The 24389-nt window shown below is 46.3% G+C and carries 20 protein-coding genes; all 20 read right to left on the reverse strand.

Annotation, left to right across the window (positions count from 1 at the left end; all coding sequences use genetic code 11):
• Nucleotides 1–30: 30 nt before the first annotated feature.
• Nucleotides 31–2229, reverse strand: coding sequence for a glycosyltransferase family 2 protein (locus C3406_RS15830; RefSeq protein ID WP_103826480.1), 2199 nt, complete (start codon nucleotides 2227–2229; stop codon nucleotides 31–33).
• Between the two features lie 62 nt (nucleotides 2230–2291).
• The gene (locus C3406_RS15835; protein ID WP_103823138.1) at nucleotides 2292–3521 is read right to left on the reverse strand and encodes a glycosyltransferase family 2 protein; all 1230 of its coding nucleotides are present in this window, start codon (nucleotides 3519–3521) and stop codon (nucleotides 2292–2294) included.
• Between the two features lie 221 nt (nucleotides 3522–3742).
• Nucleotides 3743–4909 carry a nucleotide sugar dehydrogenase gene (locus tag C3406_RS15840; RefSeq protein ID WP_103823139.1) on the reverse strand — a complete coding sequence of 389 codons (1167 nt, stop codon included), beginning with the start codon at nucleotides 4907–4909 and terminating at the stop codon, nucleotides 3743–3745.
• Between the two features lie 97 nt (nucleotides 4910–5006).
• Nucleotides 5007–6242 (reverse strand): glycosyltransferase family 61 protein, encoded by a 1236-nt coding sequence (locus C3406_RS15845; protein WP_103823140.1) that lies wholly within the window; start codon nucleotides 6240–6242, stop codon nucleotides 5007–5009.
• Nucleotides 6243–6450: 208 nt separating this feature from the next.
• Entirely contained in the window at nucleotides 6451–9396 is a 2946-nt protein-coding gene (locus tag C3406_RS15850; RefSeq protein WP_103823141.1) for a glycosyltransferase family protein, read from the reverse strand.
• 248 nt (nucleotides 9397–9644) lie between these two features.
• Nucleotides 9645–10847, reverse strand: a complete 1203-nt coding sequence (locus C3406_RS15855) for a sugar transporter (RefSeq protein ID WP_103823142.1) — start codon at nucleotides 10845–10847, stop codon at nucleotides 9645–9647.
• A gap of 14 nt (nucleotides 10848–10861) precedes the next feature.
• A complete protein-coding gene (locus tag C3406_RS15860; protein WP_103823143.1) occupies nucleotides 10862–11512 on the reverse strand; it encodes an ABC transporter ATP-binding protein in 651 nt (216 codons plus the stop codon).
• Nucleotides 11513–11523: 11 nt separating this feature from the next.
• On the reverse strand, nucleotides 11524–12324 hold the full coding sequence (locus C3406_RS15865) for an ABC transporter permease (protein ID WP_103823319.1): 801 nt from the start codon (nucleotides 12322–12324) through the stop codon (nucleotides 11524–11526).
• Between the two features lie 54 nt (nucleotides 12325–12378).
• Nucleotides 12379–14142, reverse strand: coding sequence for a polysaccharide biosynthesis/export family protein (locus C3406_RS15870; protein WP_103823144.1), 1764 nt, complete (start codon nucleotides 14140–14142; stop codon nucleotides 12379–12381).
• A gap of 17 nt (nucleotides 14143–14159) precedes the next feature.
• Nucleotides 14160–14534, reverse strand: a complete 375-nt coding sequence (locus tag C3406_RS15875) for a hypothetical protein (protein ID WP_103823145.1) — start codon at nucleotides 14532–14534, stop codon at nucleotides 14160–14162.
• 486 nt (nucleotides 14535–15020) lie between these two features.
• Nucleotides 15021–15533 carry a 4-hydroxyphenylacetate 3-monooxygenase reductase subunit gene (locus tag C3406_RS15880; protein WP_103823146.1) on the reverse strand — a complete coding sequence of 171 codons (513 nt, stop codon included), beginning with the start codon at nucleotides 15531–15533 and terminating at the stop codon, nucleotides 15021–15023.
• Between the two features lie 17 nt (nucleotides 15534–15550).
• Nucleotides 15551–17113 carry a 4-hydroxyphenylacetate 3-monooxygenase, oxygenase component gene (gene hpaB, locus C3406_RS15885; RefSeq protein ID WP_103823147.1) on the reverse strand — a complete coding sequence of 521 codons (1563 nt, stop codon included), beginning with the start codon at nucleotides 17111–17113 and terminating at the stop codon, nucleotides 15551–15553.
• Nucleotides 17114–17344: 231 nt separating this feature from the next.
• Nucleotides 17345–18262, reverse strand: a complete 918-nt coding sequence (locus C3406_RS15890) for a nucleotidyl transferase AbiEii/AbiGii toxin family protein (protein WP_103823148.1) — start codon at nucleotides 18260–18262, stop codon at nucleotides 17345–17347.
• On the reverse strand, nucleotides 18255–19028 hold the full coding sequence (locus C3406_RS15895) for a type IV toxin-antitoxin system AbiEi family antitoxin (RefSeq protein WP_103823149.1): 774 nt from the start codon (nucleotides 19026–19028) through the stop codon (nucleotides 18255–18257). The genes C3406_RS15890 and C3406_RS15895 overlap by 8 nt, the downstream gene beginning before the upstream one ends.
• Before the next feature lie 101 nt (nucleotides 19029–19129).
• The gene (hpaA, locus tag C3406_RS15900; RefSeq protein WP_103823150.1) at nucleotides 19130–20020 is read right to left on the reverse strand and encodes a 4-hydroxyphenylacetate catabolism regulatory protein HpaA; all 891 of its coding nucleotides are present in this window, start codon (nucleotides 20018–20020) and stop codon (nucleotides 19130–19132) included.
• Between the two features lie 9 nt (nucleotides 20021–20029).
• Nucleotides 20030–21382 carry a 4-hydroxyphenylacetate permease gene (gene hpaX, locus C3406_RS15905; protein WP_103823151.1) on the reverse strand — a complete coding sequence of 451 codons (1353 nt, stop codon included), beginning with the start codon at nucleotides 21380–21382 and terminating at the stop codon, nucleotides 20030–20032.
• A 21-nt stretch (nucleotides 21383–21403) separates the two neighbouring features.
• Nucleotides 21404–22201, reverse strand: a complete 798-nt coding sequence (hpaI, locus tag C3406_RS15910; protein ID WP_103823152.1) for a 4-hydroxy-2-oxoheptanedioate aldolase — start codon at nucleotides 22199–22201, stop codon at nucleotides 21404–21406.
• A 10-nt stretch (nucleotides 22202–22211) separates the two neighbouring features.
• Nucleotides 22212–23015, reverse strand: coding sequence for a 2-oxo-hept-4-ene-1,7-dioate hydratase (gene hpaH, locus C3406_RS15915; protein WP_103823153.1), 804 nt, complete (start codon nucleotides 23013–23015; stop codon nucleotides 22212–22214).
• A gap of 131 nt (nucleotides 23016–23146) precedes the next feature.
• A complete protein-coding gene (locus C3406_RS15920; protein WP_103823154.1) occupies nucleotides 23147–23527 on the reverse strand; it encodes a 5-carboxymethyl-2-hydroxymuconate Delta-isomerase in 381 nt (126 codons plus the stop codon).
• Between the two features lie 9 nt (nucleotides 23528–23536).
• A complete protein-coding gene (hpaD, locus tag C3406_RS15925; protein ID WP_103823155.1) occupies nucleotides 23537–24388 on the reverse strand; it encodes a 3,4-dihydroxyphenylacetate 2,3-dioxygenase in 852 nt (283 codons plus the stop codon).
• Between the last annotated feature and the right edge of the window lies 1 nt (nucleotide 24389).

Below are 24389 nucleotides of genomic sequence, written 5' to 3' on the forward strand. Positions count from 1 at the left end.
ATATGTCTCATAAACTTAGAGACTCGTTAATTAGATACGGTAGGAAAAATCTTCATGGGTTAACGACAGGTTAGGGTTATAGCATGGGTCGTTTACTAGCATGCTGCCCCACTTGTTAACCATGTAATCTACTTCTTGCTTAAATCGAGCCTGTTTCTCTGGATTATCTTCATAGCCACGACTTACGGATTCGTGATGAATTAGTTCTGCAAAAGGAGTCCAGAGATTACGATAACCGGCTTCGCGCACTTTCAGGCAAAAATCGACATCATTGAATGCAACGCTCAGTTCCGTTTCCATTCCGCCTACTTCTTCAAAAACTGATTTTCGCACAAGGAGGGCGGCTGCTGTTACTGCGGAGTAATTTTGTACAAGACTTAAGCGGGAATGATAACCATGATGGTGCTGTCTGAAAAACTTATGACTGTGGCCTGCTACACCACCTATCCCAAGCACCACACCAGCATGTTGGATACGCATATCAGGGTAGAAAAGTTTGGCACCTACACAACCAATATCAGGACGAGAAACCTGTCTTACCATTTCATCAAGCCAGCCAGGAGAAAGCACTTCTATGTCGTTATTTATCAGTCCAAATATGGAACCTTCAGCATGAGTGGCGGCAAAATTATTAATGGAGGAAAAGTTAAAAGGCTGCTCATAATTTATGACACGCACTTTCTTGTTATCACTAATTTTTCTCAGATAGTTGAGCGTCTTAGTGCAGGTACTTTGGTTATTAATAATGATTATTTCATAAAAAGAATAAGTGGTTTTATGTAAGATAGTTTCTACGCATCTTTCAAGTAAATCAACGCGATCACGAGTGGGTATAAATAAGCTGACGAGAGGCAATGTTTTTGGAATTGGCCATTCAACTCGGTAGCAATTATTTAGCTCATGTTGTGTAACAGAAACATCAGGATGATTGCGAGTGAAAAATTCAGACAGTGCTTTCAGCCCGGCATCACTAGTATAATTTTTTTCTGCCGAACTTAAGGCAGTTGAACCTGATATGGCTCTCCAGTGATAAAGAATATGTGGAACGTGTATGATTTGATTATCTTCTAGTTGAGCAATTGCTCTTAAAAATAGATCATAGTCCTGACTACCTTCAACGCCTGTCCTAAAACCACCAACTTTATCAACTAAACTTTTTTTGATTATAGTGAAATGGGTAATATAGTTGTGTGAATAGAAAAGGTCACGATTCCAGTCTGGTTTGAAATGAGGCGAAAATCGTTGATCATATTCATCAATCTTATCCTCATCAGAATAAAAAAATTGTGCAGAAGTGTTTTTATTAATTTCATACGCCATTACCTGAAGAGCAAATGGGGAAAGTAAATCATCATGATCAATAAAGGCAATGTAGTTTCCCGTTGCCAGAGAGAGAGCGGAGTTACTTGCTTGAGATATATGACCGTTTTGATTACGTATAGTAACAATTATACGTGGATCCAATGTACTGTATTGTATAAGAAGTTCATGGATCTCTTTATTGATAGAAGCATCGTCAGCAATACATAACTGCCAGTTTTCATAACGTTGTTGTTGAACCGAGTCGATACAGGCTTTGAGATAGTTGATATCCGAGTTGTACGTTGCAAGTACAATACTAAATAATGGCTTATCTTGGTAATTCGAATCTGCTATAACTGGAAGCGATGCAGCATAAGTGGCCAAGCTGTTTTTAGCCAACCAGTTTTGATAAGTTATAGGCGAATATTTTACGTCAAGAAAAATATTGTACTGCTGATAAAGCTCGTTAATATTTATTTTAGCACATACATTACCATTAAGCTTTTTAAGCATAAGTGCTTTGGCTTTGGCTGCAGTGAGTTTAGTTAGGCTGAATTCATTGATGCTAAACTCCATAGGCGCTTCGCAAGGATCAAACCTTAATCGCTTTGGTGGAGTTTTGAGATAAAGAATACGTTTTGCAAGCTTTCCTGAATGAAGAGGGAGTGTAATTTGCTCTTCTTGATTATAATCTTTTCCATTATCGATATATAATTTAGCATTGGCAATAGTACAACTCAGGGTTAAGTTTAAATTAACCATATACCAATCGCAAAGCTTAACGTTTTTTGTAAGAACAAGAAAGGCAGGATCTTCTGATATAGCACTCCAGGTACTGCTCGTAATTTTTATTAAATCTTTTTTTGGTTTTAGTTTGGGTTTGAAAGAAAAATTTAGCCAGCTTAGCATTTTAGATATAGCACGCATGATATTTCTCAAATTTTTTATTTTTCTGTATGTTAAAATAAACCAACTAATAATGGGTAAAGCTAAGATGCAATTGTTTTGTTAATTTCACTTATAACATCTATGTTACTCTTAATCTCTGCGATAATAAGACCGTTTTTATCAAGTCCGTAAATATCAATATTGTCTATTAACTTATTGGGGCGCGGGATGGAAGCATTGAAGCCAGCATTCTTTCCACTACCTAACCCTGCAGAGGATAAATCATTTCTATTTCGGAAAACTAAATTTGAACATTTTACAATGGTGTTTGTGTTTACAACAGCAATGATATCAGAAACGGGAAGAGCCGATTTATCTATCGCCCACCCTCTTATTTCAATAGAATTATCTGTAATAGTTAAAAAATCAATATGTCCTTTCCCCATCCCTAAGGCTGTTCTATATAAAGCCGATGGATATTTAACTTCATCATAATCAAAATCGACAGATTTTAATTGGTGAATCAATGATTCTTTCTCAATTCGTACCTTATTTACAAACCAACGTGGGATATTATCTTCAATCTGATTAAGATCATGACTTCTAAAAAAGGAAAGTGTCCTGTTTAGTTGCGAATCTAAAGTGGTTGCTCTACCTCTGCTTGCTTTTTTTGTTACGAACTCACATCTTGATTTTATCACATAATGGTTGATTCGAACTTTATCCCAGTCTACATCTATGCTTAAGCCGTGATTGTCAGGTTCTGCTTTACCTGTTGTTTTAATATATTTTTTGTTATCTCTAAGTATAAAGTTATGAGGGGTTTTACCTGTGCTAATTATATCTCTTTTTCTAATGATAGATTTGTAGTGCTTGTTTACAGGGTGGTCTTTATGCGCCCTTTTATTAAGACGTTCAATAACAAGGGAATTATCAGGTATTACAGAATAAGAAGAACCGAATACAGCCCAGTTTAATGCAATCGCACTTATTTTATCATCTTCTAAAAATGCGGAAAGATCTACTAATCCATTTTCAAAATTATTGGGAGTAATAAATTCATCTGCATCAATAAAAAAGAGCCAATCATCTTCTGCCTTTTCCAAGATGGTATTGTAAGCACCTATTTGAGGTGCAACCCCATTTTCCGTTGGATAGGGAAAACGGTGGATCAAACCTTTTTTTTCTAACGCAATTAACATTTCACTACTACCATCTGAACTAATGTTATCTGCTATATAATAATTATGAACTCCTAAGCACCGATGATACGCTAACCATTCAAGTATAAATGGATATTCATTTTTAAAAATAGCGCAAATTGCTATCATTTTTCATTTCTCATATTTTTCATAAATAACATAGTGTGCTTTAACTTTTAGAAAACATTTCCTTATATCATCTAATAAAATTCAAAACAAAGGATATCACCATTTAATTAAACAAAAGCATTAATAGTGTTGCGCTTAATTCTTAATAAGATAGCTGAAAATGCATGATATGGTTATTAAATAATTGGATGCATAATAATATAATTTCTATGAAATGATATTCAGTCCGATCCAAAAAGATCGCGTGTATAAACCTTATCAGTTACATCAGATAGCTCTATTGCCATCCGATTACAGAGTATTACATCACACATTCTTTTAAATTCATCTAAATTGTCAATCACACCTGAATTAAAGAAACTGTCATTTTTGATGGTTGGTTCAAATATAACAACCTCAATACCCTTAGCCTTGATACGCTTCATTATCCCTTGAATAGCAGATGAGCGGAAGTTGTCGGAGCCTGCTTTCATTACCAGACGGTAAATGCCAACAATTTTTGGATTGCGGTTAATGATACTGTCAGCAATGAAATCTTTGCGTGTGGAGTTTGCATCGACAATTGCACGAATTAAGTTGTTTGGGACTTCTTGATAGTTAGCCAGCAATTGTTTGGTATCTTTCGGAAGGCAGTAACCGCCGTAACCAAAAGAAGGGTTGTTATAGTGCGTGCCAATGCGCGGATCCAAACCAATGCCATGAATGATCTGTCGACTATCTAACCCATGAACTTGAGCGTAAGTATCAAGTTCATTGAAATAGGCTACTCTCATGGCAAGATAAGTATTAGCAAAGAGCTTAATTGCTTCGGCTTCGGTGCTATTTGTTAATAGAACCCGCACATCCTGTTTTATAGCGCCTTCTTTAAGTAAGCCAGCAAACTCTCGGGCTCGATCGCTGCATTCACCTACCACGATCCGTGATGGATGAAGATTGTCATAAAGAGCACGACCTTCCCGTAAAAATTCGGGCGAGAAAATTACATTGCTAGTTCCATATTCTTTGCGCATCCGCTCAGTAAAGCCCACCGGGATAGTAGACTTTATTACCATTATTGCTTGTGGATTAATGCTCATGACATCACTAATTACTTTTTCAACCGTACTGGTATTAAAGTAATTAGATTTAGAATCGTAATCTGTTGGAGTTGCAATAATAACGAATTTTGCATCTTTATATGCTTCGTATTTATCGAGCGTCGCTTTAAGCTTAAGGCTTTTGTTGGCTAGGTACTCCTCAAGCTCTTTATCAACGATAGGAGATATACGCTGGTTAATCTGCTCAACTTTTTCCGGTATTACATCCAATGCTATTATTTCATGGTGCTGCGCCAGGAGAACAGCATTTGAAAGTCCAACATATCCAGTACCAACAACAGCTATGATCATTTAGTTTGCTAACCTTATTTTTTTAAAATGGCAACAATATTGAAAGCGTTAAAGAATATAGCGATGGTTTTTATTCAAAAACATCTTCTTCAGCGTGTTAATTTCCGAGCATTTTTTTAGTTGCCTCAACTACTTCCTTGATATCGATATCACTTTCAAATACTATTGGATAGTAAGGCATTTTATTATGTCTTGAACGTAGATAAAAATCGCGGTTAACATAGGAGGAGTTTTGAAGTTCAATAAACGGAGTGTTAGGGGCACAGAATATAATATTTGTCAAACCAGCACCATGCGGGGAAATAATTATCTTTGCTAAATTAAATATTAGGGCTTGTTCCTCCAATGGCATAAACTCAGGATGAATAATAATGAATCCATTTCTTATTAATTCTTTTTCTAATGAAGTTTCATTAGTAGGCCCGCGACTACTAAAGCTTCTTGATATATAAATCTTTGCAAAAGGTTGGATTTTGCCGCGCTCTTTCTGTATTAAATTATAGAAAAATTCAAATAACTTTGGATCCCAAGTAAATGAAGGAGGGTGAGGCATGATGGCTTTCTTAACCATGACATTTTTCGCGGAGTTAAAATTTATAAACCTCGAACTTTCAATGCCTAGCAATTTGGAAATGAATGGGATTATTTTGAAATTGTCTTCTGAATAAATTATTGGCAAATTGCTCCCTTTGCAAATACGTAAAGCATATGCCATTTCCGCCATAGAATGATAATAATTTCTTGATTGATATGGAATCGTGAGAACAATAGCTTGCTCAATAATTTCTTTAGTTTCTCGAACAAAATTAACTGCGCATGACCTAGATATTCTACTTGAAATTAATCTATCGTAATACCGTCCTTTAGATATACATGCGTGAATATTTCTTTCTTCTGTGCAAAACGTAACATCACTCATTACTCTATACTTATATGTCCATGATTGGGGTATGTCACTTTGGAAATAGCAATTAATTAATTGCTGTTTCGTTGCCTCGGGAACATCCTTCATGTCATTTTCAAATGATGATGCCATTATATAGGTGCCAGGTTCGGAATATAAACCGTCCTCTTTATTTATTAATTCAGTAATACTTATGTTATCAAGTGAAATTGGTTTGTCGTTAAAATCTTCTAGTGTTATTTTTATAGTGCCAGGATATTCTTTACTTAAGCAATCTTTGATCTCAGAATATAAATTTAGCATTCTGTTGATTCTGGTAGATTCTTCGCTAGGATATACCGCATTGTCCATTTCGGTTTCAAATTGTGCAAAATTACCGTTGTACAATAATTCGCTCATTTTCGCAGAGAATGCCGGACCATTAAACATAAATGTAAAGCCTTGTATTAATCATGGCGCGAAACGCCTTTTGCCATTTTAATGAAAGATATTGCGTTTTTTAGATTAGGCGTTAATATATAAAAGATACGTGTGAGTTTGTCGAGAAGTTATTGCCAAAGCGATTTTTAAGCTTTCATCAAACATAAGGAATATATTATAGTAAATATATTTATATATTGCCAATTAATAATATTTTTTATTTAAAGATGTTTAAGATATCTAAATAATCAAAAGATGCGCATGGCTTATCTGTATTTTGGAAATTAAATGAATCATAATTGTTAATTAAATTATTTAATTTCATTATGAAATCATCTGAGTCTATGGCTTGAATGTAATCATTGTTAGTGAAGTCTACCCCCGGCATTGCACTGACAATTGATGGAATATTCAATGATGAGTACATATTGACCTTCATAGGATTCATAAATCCTGAATGTTTATCGTGGATATGCGGCATTATTGCGATGTCACAATTTTCCATAAAAGTGAGCAGGTCATGTTCACGCATTGGTCCATGGTAAATAATTGATGGATCATCCAGAATAAGATTCATTTTATCTAAAGCCCTTTGGCAGTTGCCGATTAAGTGAACTCGGACAGGCTTATGGATTTCTTTTGGAATTCGTGAAATGGTATCCCAATCGAAGCGATCATTCATGTTGCCAGAATAAACTATATCAATTATATCTTTGTTAAGATTTATAACCTTAGGTCTTTTTTTATAAGATACTGGTAATGAGTACCAATTTGGAATTACCTTAACAACCATGTTGTCAAGGAAGCCAATCTTTTCAAAGAACTCTTTATTTTCATGAGAATTAAAAACAATACATTGGCTAATATCCATCATATATTTATATTGCTGTAGCAAAGCTAATGGTTGTTTTTTCTCCCAACCCAACTGATTATCGACTACATCACATATAATTTGATAACCATCAAAAGCTTTTGTTACAATTTTCCAATCCGGAACAGCAGGAAATAAAATCACAGCACTATTATCTGGCAGAATTCGGCGTTCAATTAAATATTTTTTTAAGGCCAGTTCGGTGTTTTGACTATAATCGAGGCTTATAGTTTTATAGAAAATCCCATCTTCATAGTAGCCTTCACGTTTTTTTCTATAATCATCAACAATATATCTATAATCAACATCAATTCTTGCTGATTCTTTTTCATATCTTTTAAATTGCTCTTGAGCCATAATTTCAAGGCAAGTTACTTTTATACCATTGGCTGCTAATAATCGCGCAACATGATCAACTCTTCGGCCATATAGACCACTATCATGCTGTTTCCAAACAAGAACAACATGTTTATTATAAGATGGCGTTGATGTATGAGGTTTAATTCTGAAAAGTTGTTCTCCAGTTGGTGATGTTTTTCTGGCATCTTCGGCTAATTTAGAAAATTGCTCGTAATTCCATTCCATCGAAAATTGAGCATCCAATTGTATTGTTGATTCATTAGTAATAGCCTTGATCAACATTCTTTCGAAATTCAAAGTATCAAAAAGATATATTCCTGGAACATTCTCAAGGTCATCAACTGACAGACCTTTAGGTACTAAAACTGGTCTCTCGTTAGATAATCCATCACCAATCTTTGATGAAATTTGATAGCGAAGAATTTCCTTGTTCGCATTGTTATCTGGGAATCCGGTAATTACAACATCAAGATTTTGAAGATGATATTCTAGTCTGCTGGAGTCAATTTCATTATGAATCTCGCAACCTAATGAGATTAATTCGCTTCTTATCGAAATTGGATCATAAATACCACCTACAACAAATTTAATATTATACTTTTGTCGCTCATTCAAAGCCTTTATCGCTTTGGCTGCTTCAACCACCCCTTTATGTGGCCTTACTGTACCTATAAAACCTACTCTTATTTCTTGTGTAAGATTTGTGACGCGAGATCTTTTAACGCGATTTTTGCTTCGTGCATGGCGAATAAGTTCTCCACCGAAGTCACTCTGCAACGTTTTGCTTGCTACACTTCTTACCGGAATTTGATCGATATAACGTTGTGCCATTTTTGCTGATAATAACCCGTATGGTTTATCTTCAGCATTTTTTGACGAGGACATTTCAAGTTCATTATCGTCTAAATCAATGATATAGCGTGTATTTGAATGGCTAATGTATTCTGCAAGAACAAGTGCTGGGTAACGAGGTTTACAAATCCAGACTAAATCAAAATTGAGCTTTAGTTCTTGAAAAAGTGTCTTATACATTTCCCTGTCTTTCCAGGGTAGCATCAATACTTTACAATCTGAGTTTAAAAGAGGTTGCCATACAGGCTTATCAGAAAAACCAATATTGAATGAAATTATTAAAGTAGGTCTTTTTTCTTTTAAAATATTATACAATACTTGTGCACGGCCTATTGGATTATGTGTTCCTTCCCAAACCACTATACCAACCGAGTTTTCTTGACGGGCTATTTTTGCGGCTTCAAAAATAGCTGCTATTGAATCGGGAACCAGAGCTCCGCCACGAATGATTTTTGTTTGAACATGATCTATGGCTGTTATAGAAATACTGTGCAATTCAAATTTGATATTCCCATATTCACATTGGGGAATTTTTGCCACAAATCCGGAATTTGCTATTCCATATTGTGCTTCAACATCAGCACGATCAATACCAGTGAGTTCAATGACACAAGGTTTGCCATTTGCCGTAAGATAAGGGAATACTTCGTGTTCCGATGAGCCTAACCATCCATAAACTGTATCTGCAACGAAACGATCAATATTGCCTATGGAATTGTTTTTTAATTTGGAGAAACTATCATGCTTGGTTATAATCGTTTTATTATATATTTCAATTTTTTTTCCACGCTCTTGTGTGACCATTTTAATAGCGAGTTCTGGAGTTAATAAAATTTCATTTGGGATTTCAATGGCAAAGCCGTAATGGCCTGTGCCAATATTTGCATTTTTTAAATCTTCACGATATAGATCTGGTACAATTGAACAATGTAAACTTCCGTTTATAAATAATTGCACTTCTATCTTTTTATGGTTTTTACTGCAAGCCCAGCCTGTTAGGATTTTTTGATCTAAGTTATCGATACAACCTTTAAAGTTTTTTTTCTTATTTTTTGCAAATACATTGCTAATAATTTTCATGATTTTGTCCAATTAGATTCTAATTTTTCGTGTGTATTTAGCTTAAGCTATGTGTAGGATTGTAGTGTATTCGATAGCCTATATCTAAAATGCCCTTACTATGCGTTAAATATGTTAATAAAGGCATGCCTTATCAAATAACTGTTTGGTAGAGGCGGAGAAATAAATAATGATATGGCTACGATATAATATAAAATTAATTATAAAAATATTCCGTATGATGGTGATTGATTGTCTATTTATTACAGCTAATCTTGATGTTCACGAAGTGTAGCAATCCCCATGATAATTAATCCATAAAAAAGACAGAGTAGCACACCAATAGTGGCAAGATTATAAAGGCGGCGTGGATATTCGGCATCCTCGGCCAATGTAGGGTTGCTAACAATCAACAAATGCTTAAGCTTTCTATACGCTTCTATTCGGGCTTGTTCAAGACTGATAAGGCCTGTTTTATAAAGGTCTGTTGCGAGAGTTGCTTGCGTTTGTACGTCCATGTAACTAGCTGTTACTTCGTTCATCGCATCTTTATCCGCACCAGTAAGTCTTGATTGCTCCTGAGTTAGTTGCTTTGCCAAAGCATCTACTCTGGCCTTCACAGATACAACAGCTGGCGCGGTTTCTCTCATATAGCTTTGCAATTGTTTTAATTGCGCTTGTTGCTGAGCTAGCTGAGCCTCAATCTGACTTACCACCCCAAGGCGGGCGCTACTGGTTGATTCTGGGCTTATTAAATGATGGGTGTTTTGAAATTCCAGAACCTTCGCTTTCTCTTTTTGTACTCGTTGATAAGCACGATCCACCTCTTTCTCAACAAAGGCTAGCTGTTCCAGTGCGACTTGATGACCGAGTTTGTTAATAAAAATCTCTGATTCCTTTAGCATCAAGCCGACGACACGTTGACCATAGACAGGGTCAAATGCCTGTAGTTCAATCGTGAGCACACCGGATAACTCATCGAGATGTAATGTAAGGTGCTCACGATAATACTCAACGAATTCTTCTCGGCTAACACCTTCCGGTAACCGGGAAAAATAATCCACTTTGCGGCTCTGATAATGGGCTTTTAGGCCCAATTGTTTATCTAATTTATTAAGAAGATCCGTAGACTTGAGGTAATCTTGGATTAACAGCACATCCTGATGGTTGCTGCCGCCTAGTCCCAGCATCGATAGGGCATCAGGTAGCATTTTTAGTTGGTCCGCTTGCTTTACCACTATTTCTGCCCGGCTAACATAGCGATCAGAGGCAATTAATCCAAAATAAATAACGGCAATGATAAAACAAGCCACAACCCACAGAAAACTACCCAGCTTAAGACTTTTTTTCCAAGAACGGTGAGCAAGTTTATATCCACTAGAATCAACTAGAAAATGTTTAGGTTTGGTCTTTAGCTTGTGCAATTTGCGCATCAAGGCAGAAGATTTATTAGAGCGGGTTGGCTGGATCATAATTTTTGGACTTGTTATAAGTTCTGATAAATATGGATGGCGTCGTCAATGTTTTCGAATATCTCGAGGTTGCTATTACGCAGCAAAATACCCATGTCGCATTGTTGACGTAAATTTTTCATATCATGTGAAACCATAATCAGGCTGGCTGTTTCGCGTTTTTGCATAAATGTATCCATGCATTTTTGTTTAAATCGAGCATCACCCACTGACATAATTTCATCCGTTAAGTAAATATCAAAATCGAATGCCATACTGACGGCAAAAGAAAACTTGGATCTCATACCACTAGAATAACTTTTAATTGGTAACTCGAAATGCTTATCAATTTCCGAGAACTCCTTTACCCATTCCTCGATCGCTTTGGTTTCACGAACCCCATGAATTCGGCAGACAAAGCGTGTATTCTCCCGCCCAGTCATACTGCCTTGGAAGCCACCACCTAATGCAAGTGGCCATGATACACGACAATGACGTGTAACTTTGCCCTTGCTCGGTGTATCCATCCCACCGAGTAACCTTAGTAAAGTAGATTTACCTGCGCCATTAGCACCCAAAATACCGATGTTTCGATCGCGAGGTAGTGTGATGTTCACATCGCGTAGCACATAGTTGCGGCCAAATTTGGTAGGATAGTATTTTGAAACATTATCTAAAATGATCATGTTATTTTACTTTAGCTGGCAATCAGTCGACGATGACTCAAACGATAGCAACTCATGGCAAAAGTCAAGATTATCAGTGTCACCCCAGAAAAATAAATCCAACTTGCATTTGGACTTCTATAATCGGCTATCCAACCAGTTCGGATTAGTTCAATTGCATGCACAAGGGGATTCCACAAAAACCAATGTTGATATTGTGCTGGTATGGTCGCTAGGGGATACATTACGCAAGATATAAACATTAAGGGCATCATTATTAGACTAAGTAATTTATCGGCCTCTGGCACTAAGGTACCAATCACACAGAAAATAACGCCAAGCGAAAAAGAAAATACCATAAGCAAGCTATAACCAAGTATTACTTGTAAAGGATCAGCTGGACTGGCATCGAAACCGAACCAAAGGAGACCTAGTACTAGAATCCCTCCTACAACCATCCCTACCATAGCTTCAAGCATAAAACGAGCAACAAAAGTAGCGAAAGGGGTCACCTGTCGATAGCAAAAAAGCCCCATATTGGCTTTAACTGCAGACTTTAGCTGGAGAACTACCTTGTTGAAAAATATAAAAGGAAGATAACCCGCCGTAATAAAAACCTGTGCGGGAACGCCACCGAAACCACTTTGGCTACGCATTCCAAACACAACACTAAAAAGGCTAATCATCAACAACGGATCCAACAGCGCCCAGGCATACCCCAGCCGGTAACTGCCAAATCTCGTTTTCAGTTCACGAATAAGCAGGCCAAACGTTACATCTCTCAGCACCTGGAACGAGCTGCGGGGCGTTTGGTTGAGAACAGGTTTAAGCATAAGAAGGCCGATATAACAGAACGGGCTCGCGATGTGGCGAGCCCGCATTGAGGGTTAGTTCAGGACCACGTTGGCCGCCACGGCAACCTGATAGATGACCTGGGTAATGTCCTTGATGGACTGCATCATTTTGCTGTCCACTTTCGGCATGACCAGAATCTGATCGCCTGGCATCACATCACCGCCGTCTTTAAACTCCATCAGCCCATTGGCATGCACCACGGCAATACGCTTGTCGTTCGCACGGTCGGTATAGCCGCCTGCCCAGGCTACGTAGTCTTCCAGACTGGCGTTTTTGTTGTAGACCACCGCCTGCGGCATCATCACTTCGCCACCCACCTGAATCAGGTCGGTTTTGTTCGGGATCACAATCTGGTCGCCCTGTTCCAGCAGGATGTTGGCGATCACGCCCTTATCCGCCACCACCACTTTACCCAGCGGCTGAACCTTGCGGGCTTTTTCCACAAAGCGCATCACCAGCTCGGCTTCTTTGGTTCGGATAGAGGCTTCACCGTCAGAATTGGCTGGCGCGGTAAACACGCTGCGCTCCAGACGGTTGAGGGAATCTTCCAGCATCTCTTTCTGCCGCGCGGCCACGCTCTTACGCATGATGTAGATCGAGCCGTAATCCGCCATGTTCGGATCAATCGGGATATGGTTCAGCAGATCGTGCAGACGGGTCTCTTTACGCACGGTGAAGTAAGATGGCCCGCGATAGCTGCCCATCACCTGCACATCGTACACCTGCGCGTGCATATCGTCATTGAACAGCACCTTATCGCCGTCGCTCAGCTGAACGCGGTCGAAATCTTTATACGGCATATAGACCGAGAACGGACCGTTGGCGCGATCGCCAATCACACCCACGTGGCTCACTTTGGCGAGGGGCAGGGCGTAATCGATCAGTTCCGAGCCGAGCGCAGTGCTGTTCTTCAGCTCGAAGCGGAACGGGTTGCGCACTTTACCGGCCACGTTGATCATCGGCCCCTGCGGTTCCACCAGGATCACGTCCTGATCTTTGAGGGACAGCTTCGGCATTTTGCCCTGCTGCATAAACTCATACAGGTCGATCTGCTGGATCACACGGTTCTGACGTAACACCTTAATGTGACGATAGCTTCCGCGGTCGGAGTCAATGCCGCCAGCGCGTTTCAGGAAATATAAAACGCTGTCGGAAGATTGTCCGGCATATTGTCCAGGGCGGATCACTGGCCCGGTGACATATACGCTGACCGGCGTCGCGGTAAGTAAATTAACGTAAACATTAACGTTATTGGTGAAAACTTCGCTGATATGGCTGGTCACCAGGTTATTAACCTTGCTGGCCGCCACATTTTTGACATTAATCGGCCCGACATCAGGAATGAAAATATTGCCCTGATTATCAACGGTGACGACGTTGGAGAAATTAACTGCACCCCAGATCCAGATATTCAGCTTATCGCCGGGAGCGATCAGATAATTATCGTTTAAGCCGTCACTGCGCTCGGTTTCATAACCACCGGCAAACAGGTTGGCACCGTACGGAGGGGGAAGGCCGGACTCGGACTGCGGCAGTAATTTACGCACGTCGGACTCGCCCGGCAGTAACATGCCCTGGCGGTTTTGCTGCGCGAAAGTACCGGTAGTGGAGGAGGTATTGGCCTGGCCGCTCATCGCCTGCTCACCGCCAAGCTGCTGTCGGCCATCGCCGTTATCTGCCGGGGCGTTCATCCCAAAAGCCTGGGCTTCTTGCTGGGTGGGGGCGGCTAAAGATGCGCAGGAGACGCAGGCCAGCAACAGGACGGCACTCAATTGCCGAAAATTCGTTATCTTCACAACATTTCTCTTCAAAATTATTGCACGGCAAGCAGGTTACTGGCAGAAGCCTGTTCCAGCTGCGGTACCAGATACCAGGTATCACCGTTTTTACAGGTCACACCGCGCTGCGACTGGTTGTAGTTGCGATTACGTAGCAGTTCAATGCATTCCAGCCCCAGGGCGGAGACATAACGCTGACCCAGAATCCAGGTATTGCCATTCGCGCTGAGCGCGGCGCCTTGCGGCAGGGTGTTCAAAGGTTGTTGCAGATTGGCTGCCATAGCCTGGAGGTTGGTCGAAGCAGTCTGATTCACAAGTGGTCGGGATGCTTCAACCTGCTTCGGTGAATATGCGCAGCCACTCAGTATGAGGGCGAGCGAAATCACCAGAAGGCGAGTTGCGTTCTTCATAGATCAATATTTTCCAACAAATCAGTAACTGGAAGGCGAAATAAAATGTCGATGGTAATCAACCGCGCTTAATAGCTACGCAGTTGAGGTGTCATGCAGGCGCAGGAAAAGCAAAAAACGCAGAATTAGGGCAAGGAATGCCAAAAAAAGAGTAGGCTACCGCACGGAAATGGACGATTCCGGTTAAAATGTGCGCAGTTTTTACTGTAGTGCCACAAGGGGACTATTCAGTAAACAACTAATATGGATTTTATTATTCACTAAAATGTTTGTACGCAGAAGATTACATAATTAGAGGGTTTCTGTCATTGGAATTTCATTCGTTTTTGTCACTAAGCATTATCCGAAAGCACACAACTATTAACTTTGGTGGGGGATGGGAGAAATAGGATGAATTATGAAATATAACTTTCGTAAATATTTCTAAGTGAAATTAAATTGTATAAAAAAACGCCAGTGGCGGGCGCAACTGGCGTGGAAAGAATATTAAACGGTTATTTCTTGATCGATTAAGACCGGATGAAATCTGCGCTTAAAGTAAATCAGCCCGTGTCCCTCCTGGCTCAGGTGGATGTTTTTGATCTCCACCAGGTAGACCAGATGGGTGCCGATGGTCTGCACCTGGCTAATCTCACCTTCCAGACTTGCCAGCGCCCCCTTTAATACCGGCTGGGCCAGCACGCCTTTCTGCCAGCAGGAGAGGGTGAACCGCTCCTCCATGGCCATGCCGGTCATTCCGGCAAAATGGCGCGCCATCAGCTCCTGTTCATGGTTGAGTACATTGATGCACAGCTTGCCGTTACCCTGAAAAACCGGGTTCATGGCGCTGCTGGCATTCAGGCAGACCATCACCGAGGGGGGCGTATCCGTTACCGAGCAGACCGCGGTAGCGGTGATGCCGCAGCGTCCGGCTTCACCATCGGTGGTAATCACATTGACCGCCGCAGAGAGGCTGGCCATCGCGTCACGAAAACGCAGACGTTGTTCATCATGTTGCATCTTGACCTCCCGCTGCCTTATTTCAGCAGCTTGTCCAGCAGGTTGATATCGGTGTTGTTGTGCAGGTGCGGAACCGTCCAGCCGTTCTGGTCGTACTCAGACAGGCAGCGGTCGACCATCGCCATCATTTTGTCCATGTTGCCGGAGGTCTGCGCCTGGCGCAGGCACTGCAGGCGTATTTCATCCTGGCTACCGGAGTAGTTGATCTCGTACAGCTCATGACGACCACCAAACTCGCTGCCGATGGCATCCCACATCAGTTTTAAAATCTTGATGCGTTCCACGTGGTCCATGCCGTTGGAGCCACGCACATATTTCGCGAGGTATTTGTCGATCTGCGGATTGTTCAGGTCGCGGGCGCTGGACGGCAGGTAGATCAGGCCGCTGGTGACGTTGCGCTCGATGATGTTTTTGATCTTCGCGTAGGCCATCGGGGCCATCACGCGGTAGGTTTGCAGCGCCGCGTGGTCCGGCAGGTAGGCGCCGTTTACCCACGGTGTGGCTTCTGAGCACATGGAGTCGCTGAGCGCCCAGAACATGTTGCGCCAGGCCACCACTTCACCAAGATCGGCCTGCACGCCGCGGAACTCGGCGGTGCCGGTACATTCCAGCGATTTTTTCAGCAGAGCGGTAATGAAGTCGAGCTTCACTGCCAGACGTACGCACGCCTGCAGCGGATACATGCGGGCGAAACCGCCTTCCATGGTCCAGCGACGGCAGCGGTCAAAGTCGCGGTAGATCAGTACGTTTTCCCATGGGATCAGCACATTATCCATCACCAGGATCGCATCGTTCTCGTCGAAGCGGCTGGTGAGCGGGTAGTCGTAAGGCGAGCCGGTTGCGCCTGCCACCAGTTCGTAGGAGGCGCGGGAGATCAGCTTCACCCCTTCGGCGTCCATCGGGGCGACAAACATCAGGGCGAAGTCAGGGTTATCGCCCATCACCTGTGCCGAGCCAAAACCGATCATGTTGTAGTGGGTCAGCGCCGAGTTGGTAGCAACCACTTTCGCGCCGCTGACGATGATCCCGGCGTCGGTCTCTTTCTCCAGCTTGATGTAGACATCTTTCACTTCGTCAGCCGGTTTGTGGCGATCGATCGGCGGGTTGACGATGGCGTGGTTAAAGTACAGGACGGTTTCCTGGATACGGGTGTACCAGTTGCGGGCGTTCTGCTCGAACTGACCATAAAAGGCCGGATTCGCCCCCAGCGCACAGCCGAAGGCCGCTTTGTAATCCGGGGTGCGCCCCATCCAGCCGTAGCTCAGACGTGACCACTCGGCGATGGCATCGCGCTGTTGACGCAGATCGTTGGCACTTTTCGCCACGCGGAAGAACTTATGGGTGTAGCCACCGTTGCCAGTATCGGTGTTCCAGCAGAGCGCGTCCTGCATGTCAGGTTTGTGCAGCGCATCGTACAGCTGTGCGACCGAGGCCGCCGCATTGCGAAACGCCGGATGGGTGGTTACATCTTTCACGCGCTCGCCGTAGATATAGATCTCCCGGCCATCCTGCAGGCTTTTCAGATACTCTTCGCCGGTTAACGGGCGTTGGGTGCTCGCGCGGAAATCTTCAGGTTTCATAGGGACCTCGTATCGGAATAGGTTTGTTAAATTTATGTGTTCTTTTTGTTGTTTAATTGAAGCGTGAGAGCGGCAAGACGTGAAGGGACGAATAGGTCAACGACGGGTACTTTTCAGGCGGGTGCAAGATTTGTGATCGGGGTGGGTTTTGCCGGGTGGTGCTGCGCTTACCCGGCCTACAATCCGTAGCCCCGGTAAGCGCAGCGCAAGCGGGAGAAGGCGCTTAATAAATTAGCTTATCCACTTTTCCAGAACCCTTTCCAGTTTCTTCAGTGACTGAGCGCGTTTTTCTTCTGACATCCTGCTGATATTGCGCAATTTCCATTGAACGGCTGGCAAATGTTGAATTGGGCTTTCAGGCGCTAAATTCCAGTCAGGAGCACCACGTTTAAAGGACATAAGAAAATCGAAATCCTGATGAGTGAAATGTTCTTTCAACGCGTTTAACATTCTTTCCGGAACGTTAACCAGCTCCTTAAGGGATACATCCTGAATAGTCATGCCGTTAAATTCGTTTTGAAAGGGCCCGGTAATATCCTTCCAGCGCGGGCTAAGAACCTCGGATAGAGGACGATTATGGCTGAGCAGGTAAGCGATAAAACCATTGAAAATAGCGCGGTCGATACCTTGTGTATCAAGAAGCATTTTTACATCGTAAAAGTCTCTGGGATGCTGACGATCCAGCGCGGCGCATAACTTGCCGCCATACAAATCAGGGAGTGAGACGACCGGGATCGCGGCAAACCCAAATTCATCTTCTACGGTTTCCACGACATCCCGTTCTTGCGGGGGATACAACGTTCCCCGGGCGACAGGTGAAACTTCAATTTTAATTTGTGCATCGTCAGTGGTGACAATGATGCGCATCTCGTCGGGATTATTCGTTTGCAGCACTGCGCTGATCCCCGATTGAGCCTCCAGTTCATTAGCGATGCGGGTGAGTGCATCGCGTACATTGGGCAGAGCCACCTCCCTGCTTTCCAGAGGTATGTAGGCAAGATCGATATCAACTGACAATCGGGGAAAATTGTGAATAAACAGATTGATCGCAGTTCCACCTTTGAGCGCAAAACAGGACTCGTTGGCAACATAGGGGAGTGTGCGCACCAGCAAAGCGACCTGGCGGTGGTAGGGGGAGGTTCTATCCATAGTTTCTTCCCTTCAGATTGAAATTTTCGGGTACGGTGATCTGGTATTGCGTGTTCAGCTTGCCATTGGCAACGATCTGCCGGTTGCCTGACCCCAGGTCAATTTTGCTGATATCAATGCGTTTGAGCCAGGCATGCTCATAGAAACTGGCGAAAAATAAATACAGACGCTTGGTTTGAACTGCCTGGCTGAGCACAAGCAAACTCTCTATTTTACGCGGGTTAAGATTAACCAGCCCCTGAAAAAGCTCGGCTGCGTGTTCAAATGAGATGTCCTGAGGCACTGCGCTTAACAGTTCGTAAGTTGCTAGTTCTGGCCCGCTGGCTGTTAATTTTTTTCCTTTTATCTCAAGCTCAGTACGGTACTTTTCGTCCAGTTGAGGAAGCTTCAGACCTGATACCACTCGCCAGTCAACATCGGGAAATTCTTTGAACCATTTTGGAAGCAGCGTTTTGTTTTCAGCGCTAAGCCAGCATTGACTCTGGTTAAGCTGTAGATAATGAGAACGGCCTTGCCAGGACAAGCTGGTTAGTCCGGCCAGATAAACAGGGGCAGCAAGCTGGTTCTGTAGACATTCCAGTGCATCGCTCCAGTCCGGTTCACGCCCCGCGCGTGCATAAACGCCGGCACGCAGTTTATTTAACCAACCATTTTGCGCATATTTGAATGCCAGAGAGGGTGAGATGTCGTTTCGTGTCAGCCAGGACTGCAAAACCAGGCTGCCAGGAGAGGTGTTTTGCAGTAGCCAGTTTAATTTTGATGGCATAGATTAACTCAGGGTGTCACTATAATAAAAAAAGTAAACTACCCGCTGCGTGAGATGTCAAGACCATCTGTTTTCAACCTCCACCGTCCCCCTGGCAAAACTCACGACACCGGCACTTTCTGTGCCCGATACTTGCTTGGCGAACACCCCACTAAGCGGTTAAAAAACCGCGCGAAATAGGCCGGGTCTTTGAATCCCAGCTGCCAGGCAATCTCATTCACGGCGCTGTCGGAGAAGACCAGCAGCCGCCTGGCTTCGCGCAGCTGGCGGTCGAAGATGAGCCGTTTCGGCGGTCGGTTGGCGAAGCGGCGGCAGATGTCAGTCAGCCGCGATTCGGTGAGGTGCAGTTCGCTGGCATATTCCGGCACCGTCCAGTGCTGGTGGAAGTGCGCGTCAACCAGCTGAGTAAAGCGCTGGAACAGTTTCAGTTCGCCGCGCATGCCGTAGGCCTCATGATCGTCGAGCTTTGCGTTGCGCAGCAGCAGGGTGAACACCGCCTGCGCCAGCAGCGCCAGGGTGTGCTCCCGTCCGGGAAGCTGGGCGGTGGATTCGCGTTCAATCAGCCGCCAGTAATGAGAAAGCGCCGCCAGCTCATCGGGTTTATCGGCGAGCGACAGGCAGATGCCCGGCAGCCCGAAGGTCTCCCGGGTGCCGGGGTAGAGCACTTCCAGCAGCGGCCAGATCAGATCTTCATGCACCGTCAGCACGTGCCCGTCGCTGTCCGATTCGGTGAAAAATGCGTGCGGCACCGAGGGCGGGGTGAGGACAAACAGCGGGGCCTGCACCGAGTAGCGGTGATCGTCCAGCTGCAGCTCTATCTGCCCGGTATCAAGAAAGTGCATCTGAAAATAGCGGTCGTGACGATGGGCCTGCATATCGCGGCCAAAAAAGGCCGCCATACGCGCAAAGGACTGGTAATGCACATCGTCCGTTCCCAGGCTCTCGTCGTACTCTTTGCTGATGTCGATATTGGTAATCGGGCTCTGGCACATAACCGCTCCTCAATGGATCTTCTGCGTCGCCATGTCCGGCACGTTTGCACGGCTCTCCTGCCGGGTCATCGGAATACGCGTCAGCACCAGCGCACCCACCACCAGCAGCCCGGCCACGAACCACAGCCCGGAGCTGAAGCTGCCGGTGGCGTCGCGCAGAATGCCAATCAGCAGCGGACTGACGGCGGAGCCGACGTTGCCGATGGCATTGATCACCGCCAGCGCCACCGCCCGGGATTGCAGGCTAATAACCTGATCTGGCGTGGTCCAGAAGATCGCCATGGCGGTAAACGATCCGGTTGAGGCCATGATGATGCCAAGCAGCTGGATCAGGCTGTGATCGGTCGCCGACGCCAGCATCCATCCCGCCGCTGCGAAGAGATACGGCAGAATGGTGTGCTTTTTTCGCTCTTTCATCCTGTCGGAGCGACGGCTCCACCAGATCATCCCGAGGATGGTGCAAAACTGCGGGATCGCCGCCAGCAGGCCAATCACGATATTGCTGCTGCCGGTGTTGAAGCTTTGCAGGATCTGCGGCGTCCAGATGTTGATGGCGCTGAGCGTGTTGGTCAGGCAGAAGTAGGCCAGGGTGTAGAGCAGCACTGCCGGAGTCAGCACTTCACGCAGCGTCGAGCGCGGCGTGGCGGCATGGGCAATGGCGTTCTCCTGCTCGCGGGCGATCATCGTTTTCAGGGTCTGCTTCTCTTCGTCGTCCAACCAGGTGGCCTGATCCGGCGTGTCGTTCAGGAAGAACCAGGTCACCACCCCAAGCACCACCGACGGCAGACCTTCCAGCAGGAACAGCCACTGCCAGCCCTTCAGGTTCCACAGCCCGTCCATCGCCAGAATGTAGCCGGAGAGGATCGAGCCCAGCATCATGGTCACCGGCATGGCGATCATAAAGAGCGCGTTGGCGCGGGCGCGGTGATAGGCGGGGAACCACCAGGTGAGATAGACCAGGATCCCTGGCAGAAAACCGGCTTCGGCAATGCCCACCAGCATGCGCAGCACATAGAGGGTTTCGGGGCTGGTGGCGAACATGGTGCAGATGGAGGCGATGCCCCACACCACCATGATCCCGGCGATCCAGCGGCGCGCGCCAATCTTCGCCAGCATGATATTGCTGGGGATCCCGCACAGCACGTAGGTGACGTAAAAGAGCGTTGCGGCCAGGCCAAACATGGTGGAGGTGAGGCCCAGATCTTTGCCCATTGTCAGCCCGGCAAAGCCGATATTGATGCGGTCAAGGAACGAGAAGACAAAGAGAATAAAGAGAAACACGATCAAACGACGAAACAGCTTATTAATGACGCGATGTTCAACGGCTTTTTTATTATCAGGGTGCAGGGTAGAGGTCGTCATGTTGCGCTCCACAGTGTCCGTTCAATAGACGGATTTATTGTTATTAACTGACGTAACCGGGTTATCGATAAAACGTGCCGCCAGCGCCTCGGCGCTGCGGGCGAGCAGGGTGGTGTCGACACCGACAGCGACAAACAGCGCCCCGAGTTCGAGATAGCGTTTCGCCAGCTGCTCGTTCGCCATCAAGATGCCGGGCGCTTTGCCCGCAGCCCGGATCTGCGCGATCGCCTGTTCGATGGCGGCCTGCACCTCCGGATGCTGTGGATTACCAGCAAAGCCCATATCGGCGCTGAGGTCCGCCGGGCCGATAAACACCCCGTCGACGCCCTCCACATCCAGGATCTGCGGCAAGTTTTTCAGCGCCTCGCGGGTTTCAATCTGTACCAGCACGCACATGGCGTCGTTGGCCTGATGCAGGTAATCGGGAATGCGATTCCAGCGTGACGCGCGGGCCAGCGCACTGCCGACGCCACGAATACCCGCCGGCGGGTAGCGGGTTGCGCGTACCGCCAGCCGGGCTTCATCGGCGTTCTGCACCATCGGCACCAGCAAGGTTTGCGCGCCCACGTCCAGCAGCTGTTTGATCTGCACCGGATCGTTCCACGATGGGCGCACCACCGGCTGGCTGGGATAGGGAGCGATGGCCTGGAGTTGGGTGAGAATGGTCTGCACACTGTTAGGGGCGTGCTCGCCGTCGATCAGCAGCCAGTCGAAGCCTGCCCCCGCCAGCAGTTCGGCGCTGTAGCTGCTGGTCAGCCCCAGCCATAAGCCGATCTGGGGGTTGCCCGCTTGCAGTGCCGCTTTGAATGCATTTTCCATGGTCGTCTCCTTACACAAAGCGGCAGCTGATGGAGCCCATGTTGCCGTAGTCCACGTGGAAGGTATCGCCTTTGCTCGCCGCGACCGGGCGGGTAAAGGAGCCGCCGAGAATGATCTGGCCGGGTTCCAGCTGCACGTCGTACGGCGCCAGCTTGTTCGCCAGCCACGCCACGCCGTTGGCCGGGTGGTTGAGCACGCCAGCGGCAACGCCGGTCTCTTCGATCACGCCGTTGCGGTAGAGCAGGGCAGAGATCCAGCGCAGATCCAGCTCGTCCGGGCGGATCGGGCGGCCACCGAGGATCACCCCGGCGTTGGCGGCGTTATCGGAGATGGTGTCGAACACTTTGCGCGGGCGCTGGGTTTCCGGATCGATGTTGTGGCAGCGGGCGTCGATCAGCTCCAGCGCGGGGATAACATAATCCGTGGCGTTGTAGACGTCGAACATCGTGCAGTTCGGGCCGCGCAGCGGTTTTGCCAGCACGAAGGCCAGCTCCACCTCAATGCGTGGGACGATAAAGCGGTCGGTAGGGATATCGCTGCCGTCGTGGAAGAACATGTCATCCAGCAGGGCGCCGTAGTCTGGCTCGCTGATCTGCGAACTGGCCTGCATCGCTTTCGAGGTGAGGCCGATCTTGTGGCCTTTCAGGGTGCGGCCTTCGGCGATTTTCAGGCTCACCCATTCGCGCTGGACGGCGTAGGCGTCGTCGATGGTGATCTGCGGGTAATCCAGCGAGATCGCACGGATCTGCTCCCGGGTCTGTTCCGCCTGATGCAGGCGATGGGCAATCAGGGTATGGGTCTGTTTGTCGAGCATGGCGATATCCTGTTTTATATTTGTTTCTCCCTCTCCCTGTGGGAGAGGGCCGGGGTGAGGGCATCAGGCCGCAGAGATTTCCCCTCACCCTAACCCTCTCCCCAAAGGGGAGAGGGGATCGATCGAGCGTGTTACTTAAACAACGCGTGCACGTTGTTTTGCTTGTAATTGAGCGTCGGGTGCAGCTCGTCCAGCTCAAACGACAGCGCCAGATAGCGGCTCGCCATAAGCTCCGCGAAGTGCGTTTTGATCAGCGTGAACAGCGTTTCACCCACCTCTTCCCGGCTTTCAAGGCTGCGCCCGGCGCCGATTTTCAGCGTCATATGCACAAAGGCGTAGTCGTGCTTGCCGTCGGCCATCTGCCAGGTATCCAGCCAGTGGGCGCGGCTGCGGATACCGCCGAGGGGGAAGATGCCCGTGGCGGCCAGCGCCTCGTTGACTTTGGCGAACAGGCCTGGCAGGTCGGCCTGGTCGCGGATGTTGTCGGTGCATTCAGCAATAAAGTGCGGCATAGGGCGTCCTTATGCGGGCAGAGGGAAAACGGCGTTAACCTGGCCGGTGCCGGAGCTGGGGAACAGCTCGGTGAGAAACTCCACCTTACCGTCGTATTTGTCCCAGCCGAGCATGCCCAGCAGCATCACCGTGTCGTGCATGTTGCCTTCGCCGTAGCAGTAGTCGGCGTACTCCGGCAGCATGCTGCAGAATTCTTTAAACTGGCCTTCGCGCCACAGCTTCACCACCCGCTCGTCCATCTGGCGATCAAACTCGCGGGTGTAGCTGTTCATACCCTCTTCGGCGCGCTGGTCGTCAATAAAGCGGTGCGAGAGCGAGCCGCTGGCGAGCACCGCCACGGTGCCGTCATATTTCTCGATGGCGCTCAGGATGGCCTCGCCCAGCCTGCGGCTGTCGGCGAAATCATGTACCGTGCAGAAGGCCGAGATGGAGACCACTTTGAAGTGCTTGTCGGCGTTCATGTAGCGCATCGGCACCAGTGTGCCGTACTCCAGCTTCAGGCTCGGAATGTTGTGCGCTTTGGCGCGCACGCCGAGCTTCACCGCTTCGTCGGCAATCAGCTGACCCAGCGCCGGGTTGCCGTTGTAGTCGTAGGTCATGTCGCGGATAAAGTGCGGCAGCTCGTTGCTGGTGTAGACGCCTGAAAAATGGTCCGCACAGTTGATGTGATAGGCGCTGTTCACCAGCCAGTGGGTGTCGAAGACGATAATGGTATCGACGCCCATCTCGCGGCAGCGTCTGCTGATCTCTTTGTGCCCGTCGATGGCGCCTTGCCGGCAACCAAAGTTTTTACCGGGGATCTCAGAGAGATACATCGACGGCACGTGGGTGATTTTTGCGGCTAACGCTAACTTGCCCATC

The organism is Leclercia sp. LSNIH8, assembly GCF_002920195.1.
Taxonomy (GTDB): Bacteria; Pseudomonadota; Gammaproteobacteria; order Enterobacterales; family Enterobacteriaceae; genus Enterobacter.

Excerpts from the sequence above, each read along its gene's own strand:
- C3406_RS15835 (WP_103823138.1), bottom strand. The coding sequence starts at position 3,521 with ATGATAGCAATTTGCGCTATTTTTAAAAATGAATATCCATTTATACTT.
- C3406_RS15890 (WP_103823148.1), bottom strand. The coding sequence starts at position 18,262 with ATGGATAGAACCTCCCCCTACCACCGCCAGGTCGCTTTGCTGGTGCGC.
- hpaD (WP_103823155.1), bottom strand. The coding sequence starts at position 24,388 with ATGGGCAAGTTAGCGTTAGCCGCAAAAATCACCCACGTGCCGTCGATG.
- hpaA (WP_103823150.1), bottom strand. The coding sequence starts at position 20,020 with ATGTGCCAGAGCCCGATTACCAATATCGACATCAGCAAAGAGTACGAC.
- hpaI (WP_103823152.1), bottom strand. The coding sequence starts at position 22,201 with ATGGAAAATGCATTCAAAGCGGCACTGCAAGCGGGCAACCCCCAGATC.
- C3406_RS15860 (WP_103823143.1), bottom strand. The coding sequence starts at position 11,512 with ATGATCATTTTAGATAATGTTTCAAAATACTATCCTACCAAATTTGGC.
- hpaH (WP_103823153.1), bottom strand. The coding sequence starts at position 23,015 with ATGCTCGACAAACAGACCCATACCCTGATTGCCCATCGCCTGCATCAG.
- C3406_RS15840 (WP_103823139.1), bottom strand. The coding sequence starts at position 4,909 with ATGATCATAGCTGTTGTTGGTACTGGATATGTTGGACTTTCAAATGCT.
- C3406_RS15845 (WP_103823140.1), bottom strand. The coding sequence starts at position 6,242 with ATGTTTAATGGTCCGGCATTCTCTGCGAAAATGAGCGAATTATTGTAC.
- C3406_RS15830 (WP_103826480.1), bottom strand. The coding sequence starts at position 2,229 with ATGCGTGCTATATCTAAAATGCTAAGCTGGCTAAATTTTTCTTTCAAA.
- C3406_RS15875 (WP_103823145.1), bottom strand. The coding sequence starts at position 14,534 with ATGAAGAACGCAACTCGCCTTCTGGTGATTTCGCTCGCCCTCATACTG.
- C3406_RS15865 (WP_103823319.1), bottom strand. The coding sequence starts at position 12,324 with ATGCTTAAACCTGTTCTCAACCAAACGCCCCGCAGCTCGTTCCAGGTG.
- hpaX (WP_103823151.1), bottom strand. The coding sequence starts at position 21,382 with ATGACGACCTCTACCCTGCACCCTGATAATAAAAAAGCCGTTGAACAT.
- C3406_RS15855 (WP_103823142.1), bottom strand. The coding sequence starts at position 10,847 with ATGATCCAGCCAACCCGCTCTAATAAATCTTCTGCCTTGATGCGCAAA.
- C3406_RS15895 (WP_103823149.1), bottom strand. The coding sequence starts at position 19,028 with ATGCCATCAAAATTAAACTGGCTACTGCAAAACACCTCTCCTGGCAGC.
- hpaB (WP_103823147.1), bottom strand. The coding sequence starts at position 17,113 with ATGAAACCTGAAGATTTCCGCGCGAGCACCCAACGCCCGTTAACCGGC.
- C3406_RS15920 (WP_103823154.1), bottom strand. The coding sequence starts at position 23,527 with ATGCCGCACTTTATTGCTGAATGCACCGACAACATCCGCGACCAGGCC.
- C3406_RS15880 (WP_103823146.1), bottom strand. The coding sequence starts at position 15,533 with ATGCAACATGATGAACAACGTCTGCGTTTTCGTGACGCGATGGCCAGC.
- C3406_RS15850 (WP_103823141.1), bottom strand. The coding sequence starts at position 9,396 with ATGAAAATTATTAGCAATGTATTTGCAAAAAATAAGAAAAAAAACTTT.